Genomic DNA, 15,118 nt, shown 5'->3' with positions numbered 1-15,118 from the left:
TCTACAGTTTATATATCATCCAGATATTAGGCTCTGTATAATATCCTTTGTTAAGCTCAACGTTTACTCTAAGCGTAGTTAATCCCATAGGTAAAATGTATTCTCCAGAAGACTGAAAAGTATACCCAGTCCATTTTTCCCATTGAAGAATAGTACCTTCGACGTAGAATGAGGTAGTGCAGACACCTTGAATAATAGCTCCATTGATTACGTGTTTTCTAATTTCAATATCGTATGGTAATCCCGAATTATTAATCCATTGAGAATAATTCATTATATCTTGTAAGGGATAATGTTGTTTCATCTTAGGTCTTATGGGACAGATAATGTTTTGATATTCTTCTTGAGTAGCATAAAGCTTTAGGTTGTTTATTACATATTGGTGTACTTCATTTTCAGAATAAGACTTATTCGTAAAAATAGATAAGCAACACAGAGTATTTGGTTTTAGGATACGTTCATGGTCGGCAAATGATTTCTCTAATGCCCATCTCCACCCTCCATCTGAGAGTTTAGCGAACTCTGTTTTAGTTAAATGTAAAGGCACACAATGTATAGTTGCAACAAGGTTATTATTCTCTAGTACTATAAATTGCTGACTAGAAAATACTTTAAAAATAGAATTCCAATATTTTACTTTGCCACTGTCTGCCTGTAAGTATTGTGGTAAGTTACTTAGTTCTTTAATTTTTTGTACTAAGTTATCTTTCTGAACTGAATTTAATTGATCAAAACATATAAAGCTAAATTCTGCTGTATTCATTGTGTGTTGAAAATTACCATTTGCTAAGAGTTAGAAAGATACTGCATTTACAGAGATAAATATATTTTAATTGAAATTATTATTAACTATTTTATAATCAGAGAATAAAGTTAATAAGCTAAAAAAAACGTATTTTTAGATATAGAAATGGCTTAAAATTTGAGTGCAGTATAAATGTAAGATCATTGGTTGGATTTATTAATTTTTAAACAATAATAGATTTTATCAATAGTTGTATTGAATCAAAGTATGCTTAAGACTAGTTATCAGTGGATTATAACTGTAAGTTTGTAAAAGAAAAAGAGAGATAAACGACAAAAATAATAATTATGAAAGAACAAAAATTAACGACAGCTTCAGGAAGACCTTATGTAGATCATGAAGATTCATTAACAGCAGGTACTAGAGGTCCTGTATTACTAGAAGATTATATTTTACATGAAAAATTAGCTCATTTTAATAGAGAGCGTATTCCAGAGCGTATTGTGCATGCTAAAGGTTCTGGAGCTTATGGAACATTTACAGTAACGAATGATATCACGAAATATACTAAAGCTAAATTATTTAGTGAAGTAGGTAAACAAACAGATGTTTTTGTAAGATTCTCTACTGTAGGAGGAGAGAAAGGTTCTGCTGATTCAGAGCGTGACCCACGTGGTTTTGCCGTTAAGTTTTATACTGAAGATGGTAACTGGGATTTAGTAGGTAACAATACACCTGTGTTCTTTATTAAAGATGCTAAGAAATTCCCTGACTTTATCCATACTCAAAAAAGACACCCAGGTACTAACTTAAAATCAGCTACTATGGTATGGGATTTCTGGTCATTAAATCCTGAGAGTTTACACCAAGTAATGATCTTAATGTCTGATAGAGGAACTCCATTTGGATATAGACATATGAATGGATATGGAAGTCATACCTTCTCTATGATTAATAGCGAGAATGAAAGAGTATTCGTGAAGTTCCACTTTAAAACAGCTCAAGGAATTAAAAACCTTACAGGGCCAGAAGCAGACCAAATGAGAGCAACAGATATGGACTATGCACAACGTGATCTATATGAAAATATCTCTAATGGTAACTTCCCTAAATGGAATCTAAAAATTCAAGTGATGACTGAACAACAAGCCAAAGAAGCAGTTGTTAATCCATTTGATGTAACAAAAGTATGGCCACATGGTGATTATCCACTAATCGATGTAGGGGTACTTGAATTAAACAGAATGCCTAAAAACTACTTCCAAGATGTAGAGCAAGCAGCTTTTGCACCAGCACATATTGTAGACGGTATTGGTTTTTCGCCTGATAAGATGTTACAAGGACGTATTTTATCTTATCCAGATGCACAACGTTATAGACTAGGTGCTAACTATGAGCAGATACCTGTGAATCGTTGTCCATTTATGACTAATAACTATCAGAGAGATGGCTATATGAGAGTAGATGGTAATGGTGATGACGCACCTAACTACTTCCCAAATAGCTTTGATAATATTACAGTAGATCAAAGTTATAAAGAACCAGCTCAAGATTTGCATAGTGTTGTGGCTGATAGATATGATAGAAATGGAGAAGGAGAGAATGACCACTTCAGTCAACCAGGAAAACTATACGAGATTATGACTGCTGAAGAGAAAACAAATACTGTAGCTAATATCGTTGCGGCAATGAGTGGTGTAGAAGGACCTAAGCGTGATGAGATTATTGGAAGACAGCTGTGCCACTGGTTTAGAGCTAATGTTGAACTAGGTACTAGAGTTGCACAAGGACTTAACTTCGACATCAGTAAATACATGAATTCATAATAGTTATCTATATATTTTTAAAGGATCCCATTTTGCTTCTTGCATTTGGGATCTTTTTTTTCATAACGATGTCAGAAGTTGTATTCTAGATTATTATACTTATTTTTGTTAGTAACAGTAATATCAATATTTATGCGCTACTATACTTTATTCAAGATAATATTTATATCAACTTTATTTGTAGGATGTTCGTATCAAACTTATCAACCTATTTTTTTTTCTGATTTAGATAAAAATGATAATGTAACAGAAAGCAAAAAAGGGTATATGGTGCAATTGACTCCTGATGAAAAACTTGTCTTAGATCAAAGTACGCATGTAGAGACAGAGGTAGGTCAATATTTTGTAAAAACTAATGAAAGACAAGTATTTCCCGTTATTTCTAATCATGATACTGTGTATCGATCAAATAGGCATATTGAGTTTAAGAAGGTTCACAACTTTCGTGATATGGGAGGGATTAGAAATAAAGACGGAAAACAGGTCATATGGGGGCATTTCTTTAGAAGTGGACACCTCTCTAAGCTAAAGGAGAAAGAATATGCTAAACTTGAAAATCTAAATGTCAAAACAGTTATAGACTTGCGTACGGATAAAGAAGTGACGAAGAAACCTGATAGAGTACCAGAAGGTGTAGTATATAAGAATGTGCAAGTGTATGACGATTCTGAGGATATGTTCTCTAAGACTAAAAAGGATGTGCTTAAAGGAAAAGTGACTCCTGTACAATCTGATAGTCTAGTGATGGAGTTTTATAAACTGTATATGACAGAGAACCCACAGTTAGTTAGAGAGATAATGGATGATGTTTTTGAATCAAAAGAAGCAGTGTTGTTCCATTGTTCTGCAGGTAAAGATAGAACAGGTATGATAGGAGCTATGATACTTAGCATCTTAGAGGTAGATAGAGAGACTATCATTTCTGAATATATGTTATCTAATAATTATAGAGTAAGTGAAGTAGAGGGAAGAATGAAGCTTGCTAAAGTAGGCAAAGTAATCTTTCCGAAGATTAACTATCAGGTTATAGAGAACTTTTCGTGGATTAAGCCTATTTATATTCAAGCAATGTTTGAAGGAATAGAGAAGGAGTACGGTTCTGTTGATAATTATATTGAGCAAGGACTCAAAATAAGTAAAGAGAAACGAGCTGAATATATTCAGAAATTTACGTACTAGTTATTTTGTGTTCACTTTCAATTGTTTTAATTTAGAGAAATTAAAAGGAAAATTATGTATAGAATAGTATTTACTATAGTAGCCTTTCTTAGTGTAACAATTATGTGTGCACAGAAGCAATCTTTTAGTCAGAAGATAGGTCAATTAATGGAGTTAGTTACAGAGGAGAATGTTGATAATAATCAAGTAAGAGAAATATTAAAGACCTTAGCTATTGCCCCTAAAGAGATGAAAGAAGGAGCTATGGATTACAGTATATATGATAATTTTGAAGGAGATACTTTGTATTATATCCCATATAAAACTGCAGAAGAATCTCGCTTTTCTGTTGAGAAACTAAAACAGGGAGAGAAGTTGTTCTATACGCTACAGTTTTTAATGCAAAGCACATATACCAAAGATGCCAAAGGTAAAGTAGAATTTGCAGACCCTACATATCTATATAATACAACGATAGAAGAATTAGAACCTTACTGTACTACACCTATGAAGTATAAGAATGGTAGAGGTAACAGTCCTGATTCTCCCTTGCTTAGCTGTGTTTATACTAACCCAAAGAGTAAGAGAAAACTAATGTATTGGGTAGTTTGTGAGAATAAAATAGGAGACACAAAGGGAAATACAGTAAAAGAAATAAAGATTCAGAGTCAAGAACTTTGGAGATAAACTATAAATACAAATTAGAAATATGTTATTGTCTAATGTAAGTCGAGGTGATGCTTTAATAGTCGCAATTAAGCTATTGATAATATCTTCAGTAGCTAGTTTGAACTGTTTGTTAATCCAGCACAATATATATACTAAAGCGAATCTAGGTGTGCAATATGTAAATAAAGATTTAGTAAGGTTCGAAACGATAAACTTCATTGTGACAGTATTAAATATTGTAGCTGCCGCTTTTTTCTTTATAGTATTTATCGTATGGTTTTATAGAGCCTATGTGAATATGCAGTCTTTAGATACTCGATTAAATGATTCTAAGTATTGGATAATATTCGGATGGTTTTTACCTGTCTTTAATCTAGTGATGCCTTATCGATTATTGAATAAGATGACTATCAGCGCGGTCTTATATATACATAAAAATACTAGTACTAAACTAAAGAGGTTTAGATCATATTGGATTTTATTGCTTTGGGTTAGTTTCTTATTGATCTATTTGTTGCGTTTATATCAGTATAGTATCGCTACTAGAGTAGATGTTATGTATATTATCAAGTTAGGAGTGATTATTAATGCTTTATCATTACTTACTTTGTTTGTATTCGCTTCGTATTTTAGTTTTTATAGAAAGATGGAAGCCCTAATCTATAAGTTAGAGCATGAAAACAAAGAGGAGAATGCAAACTGTATTGAACTAGTAAGAGAATAAAATACAACTCTTAAACTGTTTTTATGTCAGGGAAACAAGTTTTTTTACAGTTTATTCAGAATATCAGTACACCTTATCTACATGAAGGCTTTGTAGCTACTCAGAAAGGTCTGATATTAAAACAACGAATAGAATCATCAGATTTTGAGTTAGTATTGAAGTTTCATGCTATTCAGAGCGAAGTGAAAACTAGTGTACAGTTATCATGCCTTGTCATGGTGTTGTCAGAACAGTTAAAAGCATGGAGGTTGCAGAAGTACAGAAGTAAGGATTTAGCAGTAGATACTGTTTTTATAGCTAATCTTAATGATGTTATTCCTGTTCTCCCGAAGAAGTTTAGTTGGGAAATTAACTCCAAGAACCTTGATGATCAAACAGCTGTTTTTAGTGAGCTTCTTTCTACTTATGTGAATCCTATATTTGAGCAGTTTAGAAATAGAGAGGCACTGATAGCTTATACTATTGAACAAGGGTGGAGATTTAATGTAAATATGTCTCCTAAGCAATTTGTTTATCCATTAGATTTTATGGCATGTTTTGCTTCTTATGAAGAGAATTGCTTAGGCTTTAATAATTTTATCAAGCAAGAAGGTCTAGTAGGACAAGCTAGGCGAATTTATAAAGAAATGAGCTCACCTAAGTATAAAGGATATATTAGAAGTGATGCTATAGAGGACAAATTATTCCAGCAAGCTTATCTACATAAAATACCGATTTGGTGATATATGACAACATAAAAAAGAGAGGGAAGTATACGTTATGATACTTCCCTCTCTTTTTTATGTTTGAAAGTATAAATTAATTTGTACCTACTCTTTTATAGGTAAACTCTTGATTGTTTTTTTCTAAAACAAGGATATTCTCACTACTTGCTTTGATTGTAAAATGTAAGGTATCTCTATTAGATAACACTAGAAGTTCGTGATTCTGTATCCACCAATTCTCATATTCACTAGTCATCATATTTACTGATGTAGCGTCTCCATTCTCTTTTAAAGAAAAACTCTTAGGCTTATTCTCATTAAAGGGAGTGAATTCTGTCCAATCACCAATCACATGTATGCTTAATGACTTTTCATGTTCTGACATTTCAGGAAGTTTAAAGCTCTCTTCCTTTTTACAGCTATAAAAGGCTACTCCACATAATATTATAAAAATACTAGTCTTAAATGTTTTCATATTAATTGTTAAAATTAGGAAATACTAAACAAATATAGTGATAAAAATTAAATATGGGTATTTAAAATAATGTGAATTGGTTTCTATTTAGAAGGTTTTAGCGCATGTATAGTACGATAAAGAATATCTAGGTTAACTACCATTTCATCTTTTGTTAAATGACCAAATCCTAATCTCATTCCTGTTAATTTTCTGTCTTGATAGAGTAGGGTTTTAGGTAGATATAAGTTATTTTTAGCACATTGTTTATGTAGTTGCATCAGGTTAATAGGAGTGTTCCATTCTGTCCAAATAGCTAATCCACCAGCAGGTACTGTAAAATGAATATCATTATTAAAGAACTGTTGTAATAACTCAGCGAAAGAGTCCCGTCTTTCTTTGTATATTTTAGAAGCTTTTTTTAGATATCTAAAGATTTCGCCTTCTTCTATTAATTCATTTAGTACCTGTTCCATGATAATGTCTCCTCTAGGATCTAGTAATCTCAGGTATTTCTGCATTTCTATTAATACACTTTCTGGTGCTACAATAAACCCATGCTCAAAAGTTGGTGCTAATGATTTGCCAAATGATCCTATATATACTACCATGCCATCTGAGTCTACACTTGCTAGTGGTAATACAGGGCTTTTGTCATAGTGAAAGTCATAATCATAATCATCCTCTAGAATAATAAAACCATACTTACGTGCTAAGTTGAGAAGTTTTACTCTGCGCTGTGCACTTAAGGTTACAGTAGTAGGGTAGTGGTGATGAGGTGTTAGATACAGCATACGGATAGTCTGTGATTTACACATTTCTTCTACCGCTTGTACATCTATACCCTGCTCATCTACAGGTACCGTTAATACATGAGCTCCAGTTTCTTGAAATGTCATATTACTAGAGTAGTAGCTCAGCTTAGCTACGATCACTTTATCACCAGGAGATAGTAGTACTCTACAAGCGATGTAGATACTCATTTCGGTATTACGTGTGATCAGTATATTATTCTTACTGATATGTAGTCCTCTAGATAGGTTTAGATAATTCGCCATATTACTTTTGAATGGGTAGTTATCCTCACTTTTTATATTGTATAGTTTTTTTCGATTGCTTTTTCTTTTGAGGTTAGCACTATAGAAAGAAGATAGTTGACTCAGTTGGCTTATTCTTGTATCTGTCGTACCATCATTAAACATATAGTCACAATGATTTGTCTCATAAGGAGAATCTAGCACATTATTGACTTGAAAGGAATATCCTGGTTTACTTGGATATTGTTGAATATTCTGATAATCTATATCAGTACTTGTTTTAGGGCGAATAGACTTTTTGCTCAATACAAAACACCCTTTATTAGGGATCATTTCTATCCATCCTTGTGTTGCTATTTCTTCAAATGCCGCGATTACTGTATTTCTATTTACCGAAAGCAATGTTGCGATTGTTCTAGTGCCAGGTAGTTTAGTCCCTTCAGGGATAAAGTTGCGTTGTATAGCATTGCTAAACTGATTAGCGATTTGCATATATACTGCAGTAGTAGAGTTTCTATCTATTTTTATAAAACTCTGATAAGGGATTTTAACCGGACTAGCCATGATTAGAAATATTAAGTATTATCTATTCCAGCAATATACAGTTTTTAGCATATAGATATACTTTTTTATGCTCAATATTTTTGTGAATATTGGCTTTTAGTTTTTGTGTCCTATCGTATATTTATATAATTTAGGGCTTTATTTTATAGCTATGAATGTATCGATCCTTCAGATGGTTAGTGTAGTTAGTTATTCTAACGCATACTTAAATGATCATTTACCAGAGATTTCTAATCAAGGAGAGAAGATCTCTATGTATTGTAATAAAGTGTTATTTCATATTCCTGTAGTAGGAGATAAGAATCAATATACAACTCAAGCGCCTATAGACTGGTTTATTTCTTTAAAATTCAGAGGAGTAAAGCAAGTAAAGTTATTCTATCAATCTTTTGCAAAACCGAATACACCAGAGTATATGACAGCAGGATTTGTAGGAGGTGGGGGAGTATGGATGGTAGAGACTGTGTTAGAAGATCGATCAGAGTTTTGGTATAGCAAGTGGGAGGTCAATGAGGATAAACGTCAGTTAGGTGCAGATAGAATATGGGATGTAACCTATAGACTTGCTCCTATTAACGAATTGCCAAGCATTAAATATGAGATAGAAGAACAGAGCTTAGCCCTTATGTCAGTATTAGAAGAGCTAGTAGCTTTCTGTAAGGTAGAAGAACTAGCTAATTGGGAAACTATATTCGCTGGAGCTAAGAGTGTATTAGAGAATAAGAAACCGTCTACAACTACCTATCTAAAAGATATGATTGTAGAAGGAGGATATACAGAAGAGGCTTTAGCCTTAATGGAAGCTACTGATAGAGCCTATGTATTCGGGGGGATGGGCTCGTGGAATGATGTAGGACAGTTCAGTAATGATAATCAAGAGAAGAGGTATAAGGAACTGTCAGCAGAACTATATGCTGTCTTAAACCGAAGTATTCTAGCATTTGCTAATTCTTGTTTATAGGTCAAGTATAATTAGGCTTAGTAGGTAAGCTTCTATATTAAAAATAAATGACAATTTTATTTTCATTTGATAAAAAATAATAAAATTATATTATCCACCTTTGCACGCTTAAATTTTTAGAACAAATGAACTGGATAATTTTAATTATTGGTGGATTATTTGAAGTAGGTTTTACTTTTTGCTTAGGTAAAGCTAAGGAAGCTACAGGAGCAGAAGCAGTAGGATGGTATGCCGCTTTTTTGATAGCCTTAGTTTGTAGTATGGCAGCTCTTGTAAAGGCAACTCAATCCTTACCACTAGGAACAGCTTATGCAGTATGGACTGGTATAGGTGCTGTAGGAACAGTATTAGTAGGAATATTTGTATTTAAAGATCCTGCTACTTTTTGGAGGATGTTTTTTATCGCTACTTTGATAGGGTCTATTATTGGGCTTAAAGTAGTAGCTGCATCATAAGTAAGAATAAAGAGTATTTTTTAGAATCTATTATAGATAAATTAAAAAAGGGACTATCAAGCGATAGTCCCTTTTTCATGATAAAAAGTAGTTGATTGTGTTGTTAATAGTAGTAACTATAGATTAAGACCTTCTAACCTTTGATTGTCTTACCCTAAAAGTAATAAAGCTTTTTAGAATACAAAACCCCGTTCTTTGTTAAGCTTCATTATAAATCAATATTGTTTGATATGTGATATGTTTTGTTGATAATAAAGCTTTTTTTATCATTTTTATATTGCCATAAAAAGTGTTTCTTTGTTTTTTATTTTTGAGCAATGAATATGCAGGAGCAGTATTTTGAAGTTTTTATAACTCATTTAAGACAGACTATTACACTAGATGAACAGGCTGTACATAAAGTATTAGACAGTTTAGAAATAGTGAAATTAAAACGGAAGGAGTTTCTTCTTACTCCTGGGCAACCTTCTAATTCTATGCGCTTTATTGTAGAGGGGAGTGCTAGATGTTATTATCTAGATGAGAATAGTCAAGAGCATACTCTACAGATCGGTATTGAGAATTGGTGGATAAATGATTTGTATAGTTTTTTGACACAGAAAGATTCTCAGATGTATATTCAAGCTATCGAACCTGCTGTAATTTTGCAAATTAGTCAGTCTAATCTAGAGCAACTCTATCAGGAGGTTCCAGAGATATCTACATTTTTTAGAATTAAGATTCAGAGTGCTTATGTAGCGCTGCAGGAGCGTATGCTAGAGAATTTAAGCACAGAGGTCTATGCTAGATACCAGAAGTTTATTAAGGATTACAGAGATATAGAACAACGCGTGCCTCAGTATATCATAGCCTCTTATCTAGGTGTGACTCCTGAGTTTCTAAGCTATTTAAAGAAAAAGAACTTATAATAAATAAGTTTTTTTACCCAATAAGTGCTTCTTAAGTTATCTTAAGAAGCACGTTCTCTCGAGCTAATACATTTGTCCTATACAAATAAGAATAGAAGACAAATGAGATTAGCTTTTTTTTATATAGTAATTTTAATGGTTTTTGGGCAAGGTGTTTTCGCTCAGAAATTTTCATATAATCCAGAAGGAATGGTAGGTCACCGTTCTTACTTTTACACCCATACATTTAATTATCAGATTAGCGATAAGGTCAAACTTCAGAACCTTATTCTATTTGATACAGAGTATGATGATGATAAGCACAATATTCTATTTATGCGTAATACGCTAGCTTATCAATTTTCAAAACACTTTACTTTAAACACTTCAGTAGGGATTAAGAATCCAGGCAAGTTTGCTAGTATGTTGCTTCAATATCAGGTATCTGGTAAGGAGGTATTGTTCTCTTATGCTGTAGGGACAACATACCAAGCAGGTTTTACACTAGAACAATCATTATTATTTGAATATACCCCTCAGCTGACAGATAAAGTGAAAGGATTATTCAGAGTATCTGCAGTCGGTAATGTGAACGCAGAAGAATATACCAGAGGATTCCAACATATCAGATTAGGGGTGAAGTATGAGGAATATAGCTTTGGGGTAGCAGCCAACTTAGAACAGTTTAATAATTCATGGAAACACCTAGAAAACGTTGGTGTTTTTGCAAAAATAAATCTTTAAAATACAATAGAAATGAACAAGAATCAAGACATCGGTTTATTAATTACGCGTATTAGTATTGGCTTTCCAATGTTGTTATACGGAATAGGAAAATTATTTAATGGTATTTCGTTTATTCAAGGAATATTAGTAGATAAAGGACTTCCTGCTTTCTTTGGGTATGGAGTTTATGTAGGAGAGGTCATTGCCCCACTTTTAATCTTGGCTGGTTATAGAATGCGATTAGCGAGTTTAGTGTTTGCTATTAACTGTATTACTGCTATGTTATTAGTACAGAGTGCAGATGTATTTAGTCTAAATGATAATGGTGGATGGAAGGTAGAGTTATTAGGTATCTACGCTTTAGTTGCTGTTGGATTATTCTTTACTGGAGGAGGGAAGTTAGCTTTGTCATCTGAGCATAAATGGGATTAAATAGATGAGATAGAGTAGTTATTCATTTTGCTCTAAAAAGAACATTGTAACGACATAGGTAATAAAAAACTCAAGAATACGATCTGTGATAAAAATAGGGTTACCCCTTGTTAATACTCAAGTTTAGTGAATTAATTGATGAGGTGTAGTATAGGATTATGAATAAAAAAGCATTTTATTCGCTCTGATTGCTTTTTTTGGCACAGCATTTGTTGTTGTCTAGGTGTAGTATACATTTTCATAGTTATTTTTTTTGAGCGATGTTAACGTAGTTAATTAACATCAGATAAGTAATAAGATTTTATTATTTAGGTTTTGTTTATAAAGCATAAGTTTATTGAGTTGACTTATGCTTTATTTTTTTTATATACTATTCAATGTGTGTAGTGCCTTAGTCATGATGTAGGATGCTAGGAGATTCCTTGAGGGTTTCTAGGAGTATTCTTGCTGAAAAACGTGCTTTGGGCTAGTAAACTCGAAGAATACCCCTAGCAAACTGCAAGAAACTCGAAGAGAATAAGGGATTAGAGAATGCTTAATTAACGCTGAGTACTTAGAAACGTTAAAAAAGTGTTTTCAACTTTACTTTTTTCTATAGAAGCAGTATCTTTAAAGAGAAGAGTTTTGGGGATAAATTAAGGTGGTTCTTAATCTATATTAACTAGTAATGAAGAGAACTTCTTTAATTTTACACTAGAACAATAAAGTATTCATCAATTAAATATTCATATTATGTCAAACGTAGATTTAGTTATAGAGGAACGTGCAGCTAGTATTGGTAACTTTTTAGTAGGAAGACTATTGCCTTTTAGACAGAAGCGCACAGTAGGGCCATTTTCTTTTATAGATCACATGGGACCTATATCCGTAGCAGAACACGATAATTTAGATGTAGATCCACATCCTCACATAGGTCTATCTACATTGACTTATCTATTTGAAGGACAGATCATGCATAGAGATAGTGTGGGAAGCGTAGAGCGTATCACTCCAGGTGCGGTAAACTGGATGACAGCTGGTAGAGGGGTAGTGCATTCTGAGCGTATGCCAGAGGATATACGTACGACTATGCCTGATGCTATTCTACACGGGTTACAGATTTGGATTGCATTGCCTAAAGAATTAGAGGATATGGAGCCTTCTTTTGTTCATATTGAAGCAAAAGACTTACCAAGTTGGGAAGAGGATGGTGTGTCGTATAAACTGATAGCAGGAGAAGCATTAGGAAGAAAATCACCTGTGCCTGTATATAGCCCATTGTATTATATCGAAATCAAATCTACAGAACACAAGAAGATTAATATCGGAAGTGGATTATTCGGAGAGGCGGCGATGTATATCTTAGAAGGAGGAGTGAAGAGTGGTGAGCATGAGTACGAACCTAAGAATATCTTGATCTCTAATGATAGTACGCTATGTGAGTTCGAAATGAAGCCTAATACTACAGTCTATATCTTCGGAGGTGAACCTCTACCAGAAGAGCGCTATATACTGTGGAATTTCGTATCTCATGATACAGACAAATTAGAGAAAGCAAAACAAGATTGGATCGATCAGAACTATGATGTGTTTCCTTTAATTGAAGGCGATAGTGATAGTTATGTACCGTTTCCAGAAGGGATGAAATCATTTAAAAATAAGAAGTAATATGAACGTAACAGTAAAAGCCGTTTTAGGTACAGAGTTATATTATACAGAGGTTACGGCAGGTAGTAATGTATTGATTACTGATGAGCCTGCTGATCTAGGTGGACAGAATAAAGGGTTTAACCCATTCGAAGTATTAGCTACTTCACTAGCTAGCTGTACAGCAGCTACACTGAGAATGTATATGGATAGAAAGAAGTGGGAAGCTGAGAAGATCGTGGTGGAAATAGAAATGACTAGAGACACTACAGGGACAAAGACTACTTTTAATAGAAAGGTTTCTTTCGAAGGTGCATTATTAGATGCTGATATGCAGAAGAGATTGGCTATTATAGCTGATAAGTGTCCTGTACATAAAGTATTGACAGGAGAGGTAACCATTAATACAGAATTAGCTGTTTAGACAACGGGAAACAGGGAACAGAAAACCGATAAGGAGTATTAAGAAAAAAGAAAAGTATTAACCAATAAAAGAAATATACTATGGAAATAAAACATGAAGCCCAAGAAACAAAAGGAGCATTCGTCGCTTATATAGACGGGCAACGCGCTGGAGATATGACTTATTCTGTAGCAGGTACAGATAAGATTATTATAGATCATACGGGAGTAGAAGAGGCATTTAATGGTAAAGGAGTAGGAAAGGCTATATTGCTTGAAGGAGTAATCCCTTACGTAAGAGAAAAGAATTTAAAGGTATTACCGTTATGTCCTTTTGCATCAGCTATGTTTAAAAAGATGCATGCTGAGATAGGAGACGTATTAGTATAATTAAGAATTAAGAATTAAGAATTAAGAATTTTCTTATAGACAAGATGTACTTAGTGGTTATTGTGCGGTGTGATTGTCACGGATTATAAATCTGCACCATCAGTATTACAGTACTATGCTGTAGACAATTCTGTTAACAGTAAACTGTCTACTGTCCACTAAATAAGTTTTGTGTTCTAACGAGTATGTCTATATTGTTTTTGTTACCTTTGTACCAAATTAAATATATAGAATCTTATGAACGAAAAAACACCTTTTGGATTAATATCTACAATAGAAGTTCCTTATGCTTTAAGTGTAAAGGGAAACTGTTGGAGTAAAGAAGGATTGTTAGTCGCGAATTATATTTATTCGAATGAAGGAGATACTAATACGTACGAATTAGTATATACTATCATTGATAGTGAGGGAAATACAAAAGAGGAGAAAGAGACTAGAGGAGTATTGCCTACTTTATTTTTAAGCCCTACTAAGGAGAACTTTGTTTCTCTAGTAAGTGGAGAGGAAGAAGAGATGACTTCTTATTCTATATTTGATAAGAGTATAAAAGGATTTAAAAGTAGCAAGTCATTTGATGGGCGTTTTGTAGGATGTACAACTGATCATTCTATTTTTTATAATGTAGATATCTGGAGCGAAAAGGCGGCAGATGTGATGAATGTTATAGTGTTTAAAGATGGTGTGCTAGTAGATGAAAAGAAAGTAGCTATTCCTTTTCCTAAAGATAATAAGATCTGTGTACGAAATGGAGAGATTCATATCATCACAGAAGTAGAGGACGGATGGCTTCATCGTCAGATAGATGAAAATGGAGAGGAAGTGAGAAGAAGATTATTAGAGTTTGATTTTCCTTTTGTACACGAAGCGCTGACCTTGTCATTTGATGAGAAATCATATTTATTATGTGAGGAGAATGGTGAGATAGGTATCGTAGAGATAGATGCAGATGGAGAAGGGATGTATGGTGACTTATTTAATATCGGTGATGAGTTCTTCGGTACTTGGCATCCACAACGCGTAAGTGATGATACTAATGCAGTACAATTCACGACTGAGTTTGGAAATGGATGGTTAGTGATTAAGAATGATGAGCTAGTAGAACTGTTCTATAACAAGAATAAAAAAGGATATCAAAACTTATTGACTAAGGAAGTGTTGTCTATTGATAATAATGATTTAGTATTGTCAGGAATAAGCCCTATCGCTGATGGTAAAATAGGATTAGTATTCTATCCTCGTAAACAACGCAAAGAGACTTATAATAAAGCTTTCGTATTACAACACGAGATATAGTTTAATTAAGAATTAAGAATTAAGAATTAAGAATTAAGAATTAAGAATTAAGAATTAAGAATTAA

The 15,118-nt window shown here is 33.3% G+C and carries 17 protein-coding genes; 14 read left to right on the top strand and 3 right to left on the bottom strand.

From position 1 onward, the window contains the following. Nucleotide 1: 1 nt before the first annotated feature. Nucleotides 2-763 carry a hypothetical protein gene (locus AABL87_RS12070; RefSeq protein WP_006261688.1) on the bottom strand — a complete coding sequence of 254 codons (762 nt, stop codon included), beginning with the start codon at nucleotides 761-763 and terminating at the stop codon, nucleotides 2-4. Nucleotides 764-1,092: 329 nt separating this feature from the next. Here AABL87_RS12070 and AABL87_RS12065 point away from each other — a divergent pair, with 329 nt between their 5' ends. The 5 genes from AABL87_RS12065 to AABL87_RS12045 all read left to right on the top strand — a co-directional run bounded on the left by AABL87_RS12065 (nucleotide 1,093) and on the right by AABL87_RS12045 (nucleotide 5,844). After that, a complete protein-coding gene (locus AABL87_RS12065; RefSeq protein ID WP_341277412.1) occupies nucleotides 1,093-2,571 on the top strand; it encodes a catalase in 1,479 nt (492 codons plus the stop codon). A 132-nt stretch (nucleotides 2,572-2,703) separates the two neighbouring features. Next, the gene (locus AABL87_RS12060; protein WP_283840154.1) at nucleotides 2,704-3,750 is read left to right on the top strand and encodes a tyrosine-protein phosphatase; all 1,047 of its coding nucleotides are present in this window, start codon (nucleotides 2,704-2,706) and stop codon (nucleotides 3,748-3,750) included. A 54-nt stretch (nucleotides 3,751-3,804) separates the two neighbouring features. Then, nucleotides 3,805-4,416: a hypothetical protein gene (locus AABL87_RS12055; protein WP_016649007.1), complete on the top strand. Its 612-nt coding sequence runs from the start codon at nucleotides 3,805-3,807 to the stop codon at nucleotides 4,414-4,416. A gap of 22 nt (nucleotides 4,417-4,438) precedes the next feature. Then, nucleotides 4,439-5,122, top strand: coding sequence for a DUF4328 domain-containing protein (locus AABL87_RS12050; protein WP_016649008.1), 684 nt, complete (start codon nucleotides 4,439-4,441; stop codon nucleotides 5,120-5,122). Between the two features lie 23 nt (nucleotides 5,123-5,145). Continuing rightward, nucleotides 5,146-5,844, top strand: a complete 699-nt coding sequence (locus AABL87_RS12045) for a hypothetical protein (protein WP_006261683.1) — start codon at nucleotides 5,146-5,148, stop codon at nucleotides 5,842-5,844. A 76-nt stretch (nucleotides 5,845-5,920) separates the two neighbouring features. Here AABL87_RS12045 and AABL87_RS12040 read toward each other — a convergent pair whose 3' ends face one another. Both AABL87_RS12040 and AABL87_RS12035 read right to left on the bottom strand, forming a co-directional pair. Continuing rightward, entirely contained in the window at nucleotides 5,921-6,301 is a 381-nt protein-coding gene (locus tag AABL87_RS12040) for a lipocalin family protein (protein ID WP_006261682.1), read from the bottom strand. Between the two features lie 83 nt (nucleotides 6,302-6,384). Next, nucleotides 6,385-7,881: an aminotransferase-like domain-containing protein gene (locus AABL87_RS12035; RefSeq protein WP_341277411.1), complete on the bottom strand. Its 1,497-nt coding sequence runs from the start codon at nucleotides 7,879-7,881 to the stop codon at nucleotides 6,385-6,387. A 151-nt stretch (nucleotides 7,882-8,032) separates the two neighbouring features. Between AABL87_RS12035 and AABL87_RS12030 the strand changes: the two genes are divergently transcribed. The 9 genes from AABL87_RS12030 to AABL87_RS11990 all read left to right on the top strand — a co-directional run bounded on the left by AABL87_RS12030 (nucleotide 8,033) and on the right by AABL87_RS11990 (nucleotide 15,053). Next, a complete protein-coding gene (locus AABL87_RS12030) occupies nucleotides 8,033-8,842 on the top strand; it encodes a hypothetical protein (RefSeq protein ID WP_341277410.1) in 810 nt (269 codons plus the stop codon). 125 nt (nucleotides 8,843-8,967) lie between these two features. Continuing rightward, entirely contained in the window at nucleotides 8,968-9,297 is a 330-nt protein-coding gene (locus AABL87_RS12025) for a DMT family transporter (RefSeq protein ID WP_016649011.1), read from the top strand. 317 nt (nucleotides 9,298-9,614) lie between these two features. Continuing rightward, the gene (locus AABL87_RS12020) at nucleotides 9,615-10,205 is read left to right on the top strand and encodes a Crp/Fnr family transcriptional regulator (protein ID WP_016649012.1); all 591 of its coding nucleotides are present in this window, start codon (nucleotides 9,615-9,617) and stop codon (nucleotides 10,203-10,205) included. A 102-nt stretch (nucleotides 10,206-10,307) separates the two neighbouring features. Continuing rightward, nucleotides 10,308-10,928 carry a hypothetical protein gene (locus tag AABL87_RS12015; RefSeq protein WP_016649013.1) on the top strand — a complete coding sequence of 207 codons (621 nt, stop codon included), beginning with the start codon at nucleotides 10,308-10,310 and terminating at the stop codon, nucleotides 10,926-10,928. Between the two features lie 12 nt (nucleotides 10,929-10,940). Further along, the gene (locus AABL87_RS12010; protein WP_016649014.1) at nucleotides 10,941-11,342 is read left to right on the top strand and encodes a DoxX family protein; all 402 of its coding nucleotides are present in this window, start codon (nucleotides 10,941-10,943) and stop codon (nucleotides 11,340-11,342) included. A 732-nt stretch (nucleotides 11,343-12,074) separates the two neighbouring features. Further along, complete coding sequence (locus AABL87_RS12005; protein ID WP_341277409.1) at nucleotides 12,075-12,989, top strand: pirin family protein; 915 nt, start codon at nucleotides 12,075-12,077, stop codon at nucleotides 12,987-12,989. A 1-nt stretch (nucleotide 12,990) separates the two neighbouring features. Beyond that, complete coding sequence (locus AABL87_RS12000) at nucleotides 12,991-13,392, top strand: OsmC family protein (RefSeq protein WP_006264148.1); 402 nt, start codon at nucleotides 12,991-12,993, stop codon at nucleotides 13,390-13,392. Between the two features lie 80 nt (nucleotides 13,393-13,472). Beyond that, the gene (locus AABL87_RS11995) at nucleotides 13,473-13,760 is read left to right on the top strand and encodes a GNAT family N-acetyltransferase (protein WP_006264147.1); all 288 of its coding nucleotides are present in this window, start codon (nucleotides 13,473-13,475) and stop codon (nucleotides 13,758-13,760) included. 237 nt (nucleotides 13,761-13,997) lie between these two features. Then, on the top strand, nucleotides 13,998-15,053 hold the full coding sequence (locus AABL87_RS11990) for a hypothetical protein (protein ID WP_006261674.1): 1,056 nt from the start codon (nucleotides 13,998-14,000) through the stop codon (nucleotides 15,051-15,053). Nucleotides 15,054-15,118 lie beyond the last annotated feature (65 nt).

Source organism: Myroides sp. C4067, assembly GCF_038039665.1.
GTDB classification, from domain to species: Bacteria; Bacteroidota; Bacteroidia; order Flavobacteriales; family Flavobacteriaceae; genus Flavobacterium; species Flavobacterium odoratimimum.
The sequence above is the reverse complement of the archived record's forward strand: the minus strand, read 5'-3'. Positions and strand labels throughout refer to the sequence as shown.

Coding starts and splice junctions, on each gene's coding strand:
- AABL87_RS12060 (WP_283840154.1), top strand. CDS start 2,704: ATGCGCTACTATACTTTATTCAAGATAATATTTATATCAACTTTATTT.
- AABL87_RS12005 (WP_341277409.1), top strand. CDS start 12,075: ATGTCAAACGTAGATTTAGTTATAGAGGAACGTGCAGCTAGTATTGGT.
- AABL87_RS11995 (WP_006264147.1), top strand. CDS start 13,473: ATGGAAATAAAACATGAAGCCCAAGAAACAAAAGGAGCATTCGTCGCT.
- AABL87_RS12050 (WP_016649008.1), top strand. CDS start 4,439: ATGTTATTGTCTAATGTAAGTCGAGGTGATGCTTTAATAGTCGCAATT.
- AABL87_RS12055 (WP_016649007.1), top strand. CDS start 3,805: ATGTATAGAATAGTATTTACTATAGTAGCCTTTCTTAGTGTAACAATT.
- AABL87_RS11990 (WP_006261674.1), top strand. CDS start 13,998: ATGAACGAAAAAACACCTTTTGGATTAATATCTACAATAGAAGTTCCT.
- AABL87_RS12010 (WP_016649014.1), top strand. CDS start 10,941: ATGAACAAGAATCAAGACATCGGTTTATTAATTACGCGTATTAGTATT.
- AABL87_RS12065 (WP_341277412.1), top strand. CDS start 1,093: ATGAAAGAACAAAAATTAACGACAGCTTCAGGAAGACCTTATGTAGAT.
- AABL87_RS12040 (WP_006261682.1), bottom strand. CDS start 6,301: ATGAAAACATTTAAGACTAGTATTTTTATAATATTATGTGGAGTAGCC.
- AABL87_RS12020 (WP_016649012.1), top strand. CDS start 9,615: ATGAATATGCAGGAGCAGTATTTTGAAGTTTTTATAACTCATTTAAGA.
- AABL87_RS12045 (WP_006261683.1), top strand. CDS start 5,146: ATGTCAGGGAAACAAGTTTTTTTACAGTTTATTCAGAATATCAGTACA.
- AABL87_RS12025 (WP_016649011.1), top strand. CDS start 8,968: ATGAACTGGATAATTTTAATTATTGGTGGATTATTTGAAGTAGGTTTT.
- AABL87_RS12035 (WP_341277411.1), bottom strand. CDS start 7,881: ATGGCTAGTCCGGTTAAAATCCCTTATCAGAGTTTTATAAAAATAGAT.
- AABL87_RS12000 (WP_006264148.1), top strand. CDS start 12,991: ATGAACGTAACAGTAAAAGCCGTTTTAGGTACAGAGTTATATTATACA.
- AABL87_RS12015 (WP_016649013.1), top strand. CDS start 10,308: ATGAGATTAGCTTTTTTTTATATAGTAATTTTAATGGTTTTTGGGCAA.
- AABL87_RS12070 (WP_006261688.1), bottom strand. CDS start 763: ATGAATACAGCAGAATTTAGCTTTATATGTTTTGATCAATTAAATTCA.
- AABL87_RS12030 (WP_341277410.1), top strand. CDS start 8,033: ATGAATGTATCGATCCTTCAGATGGTTAGTGTAGTTAGTTATTCTAAC.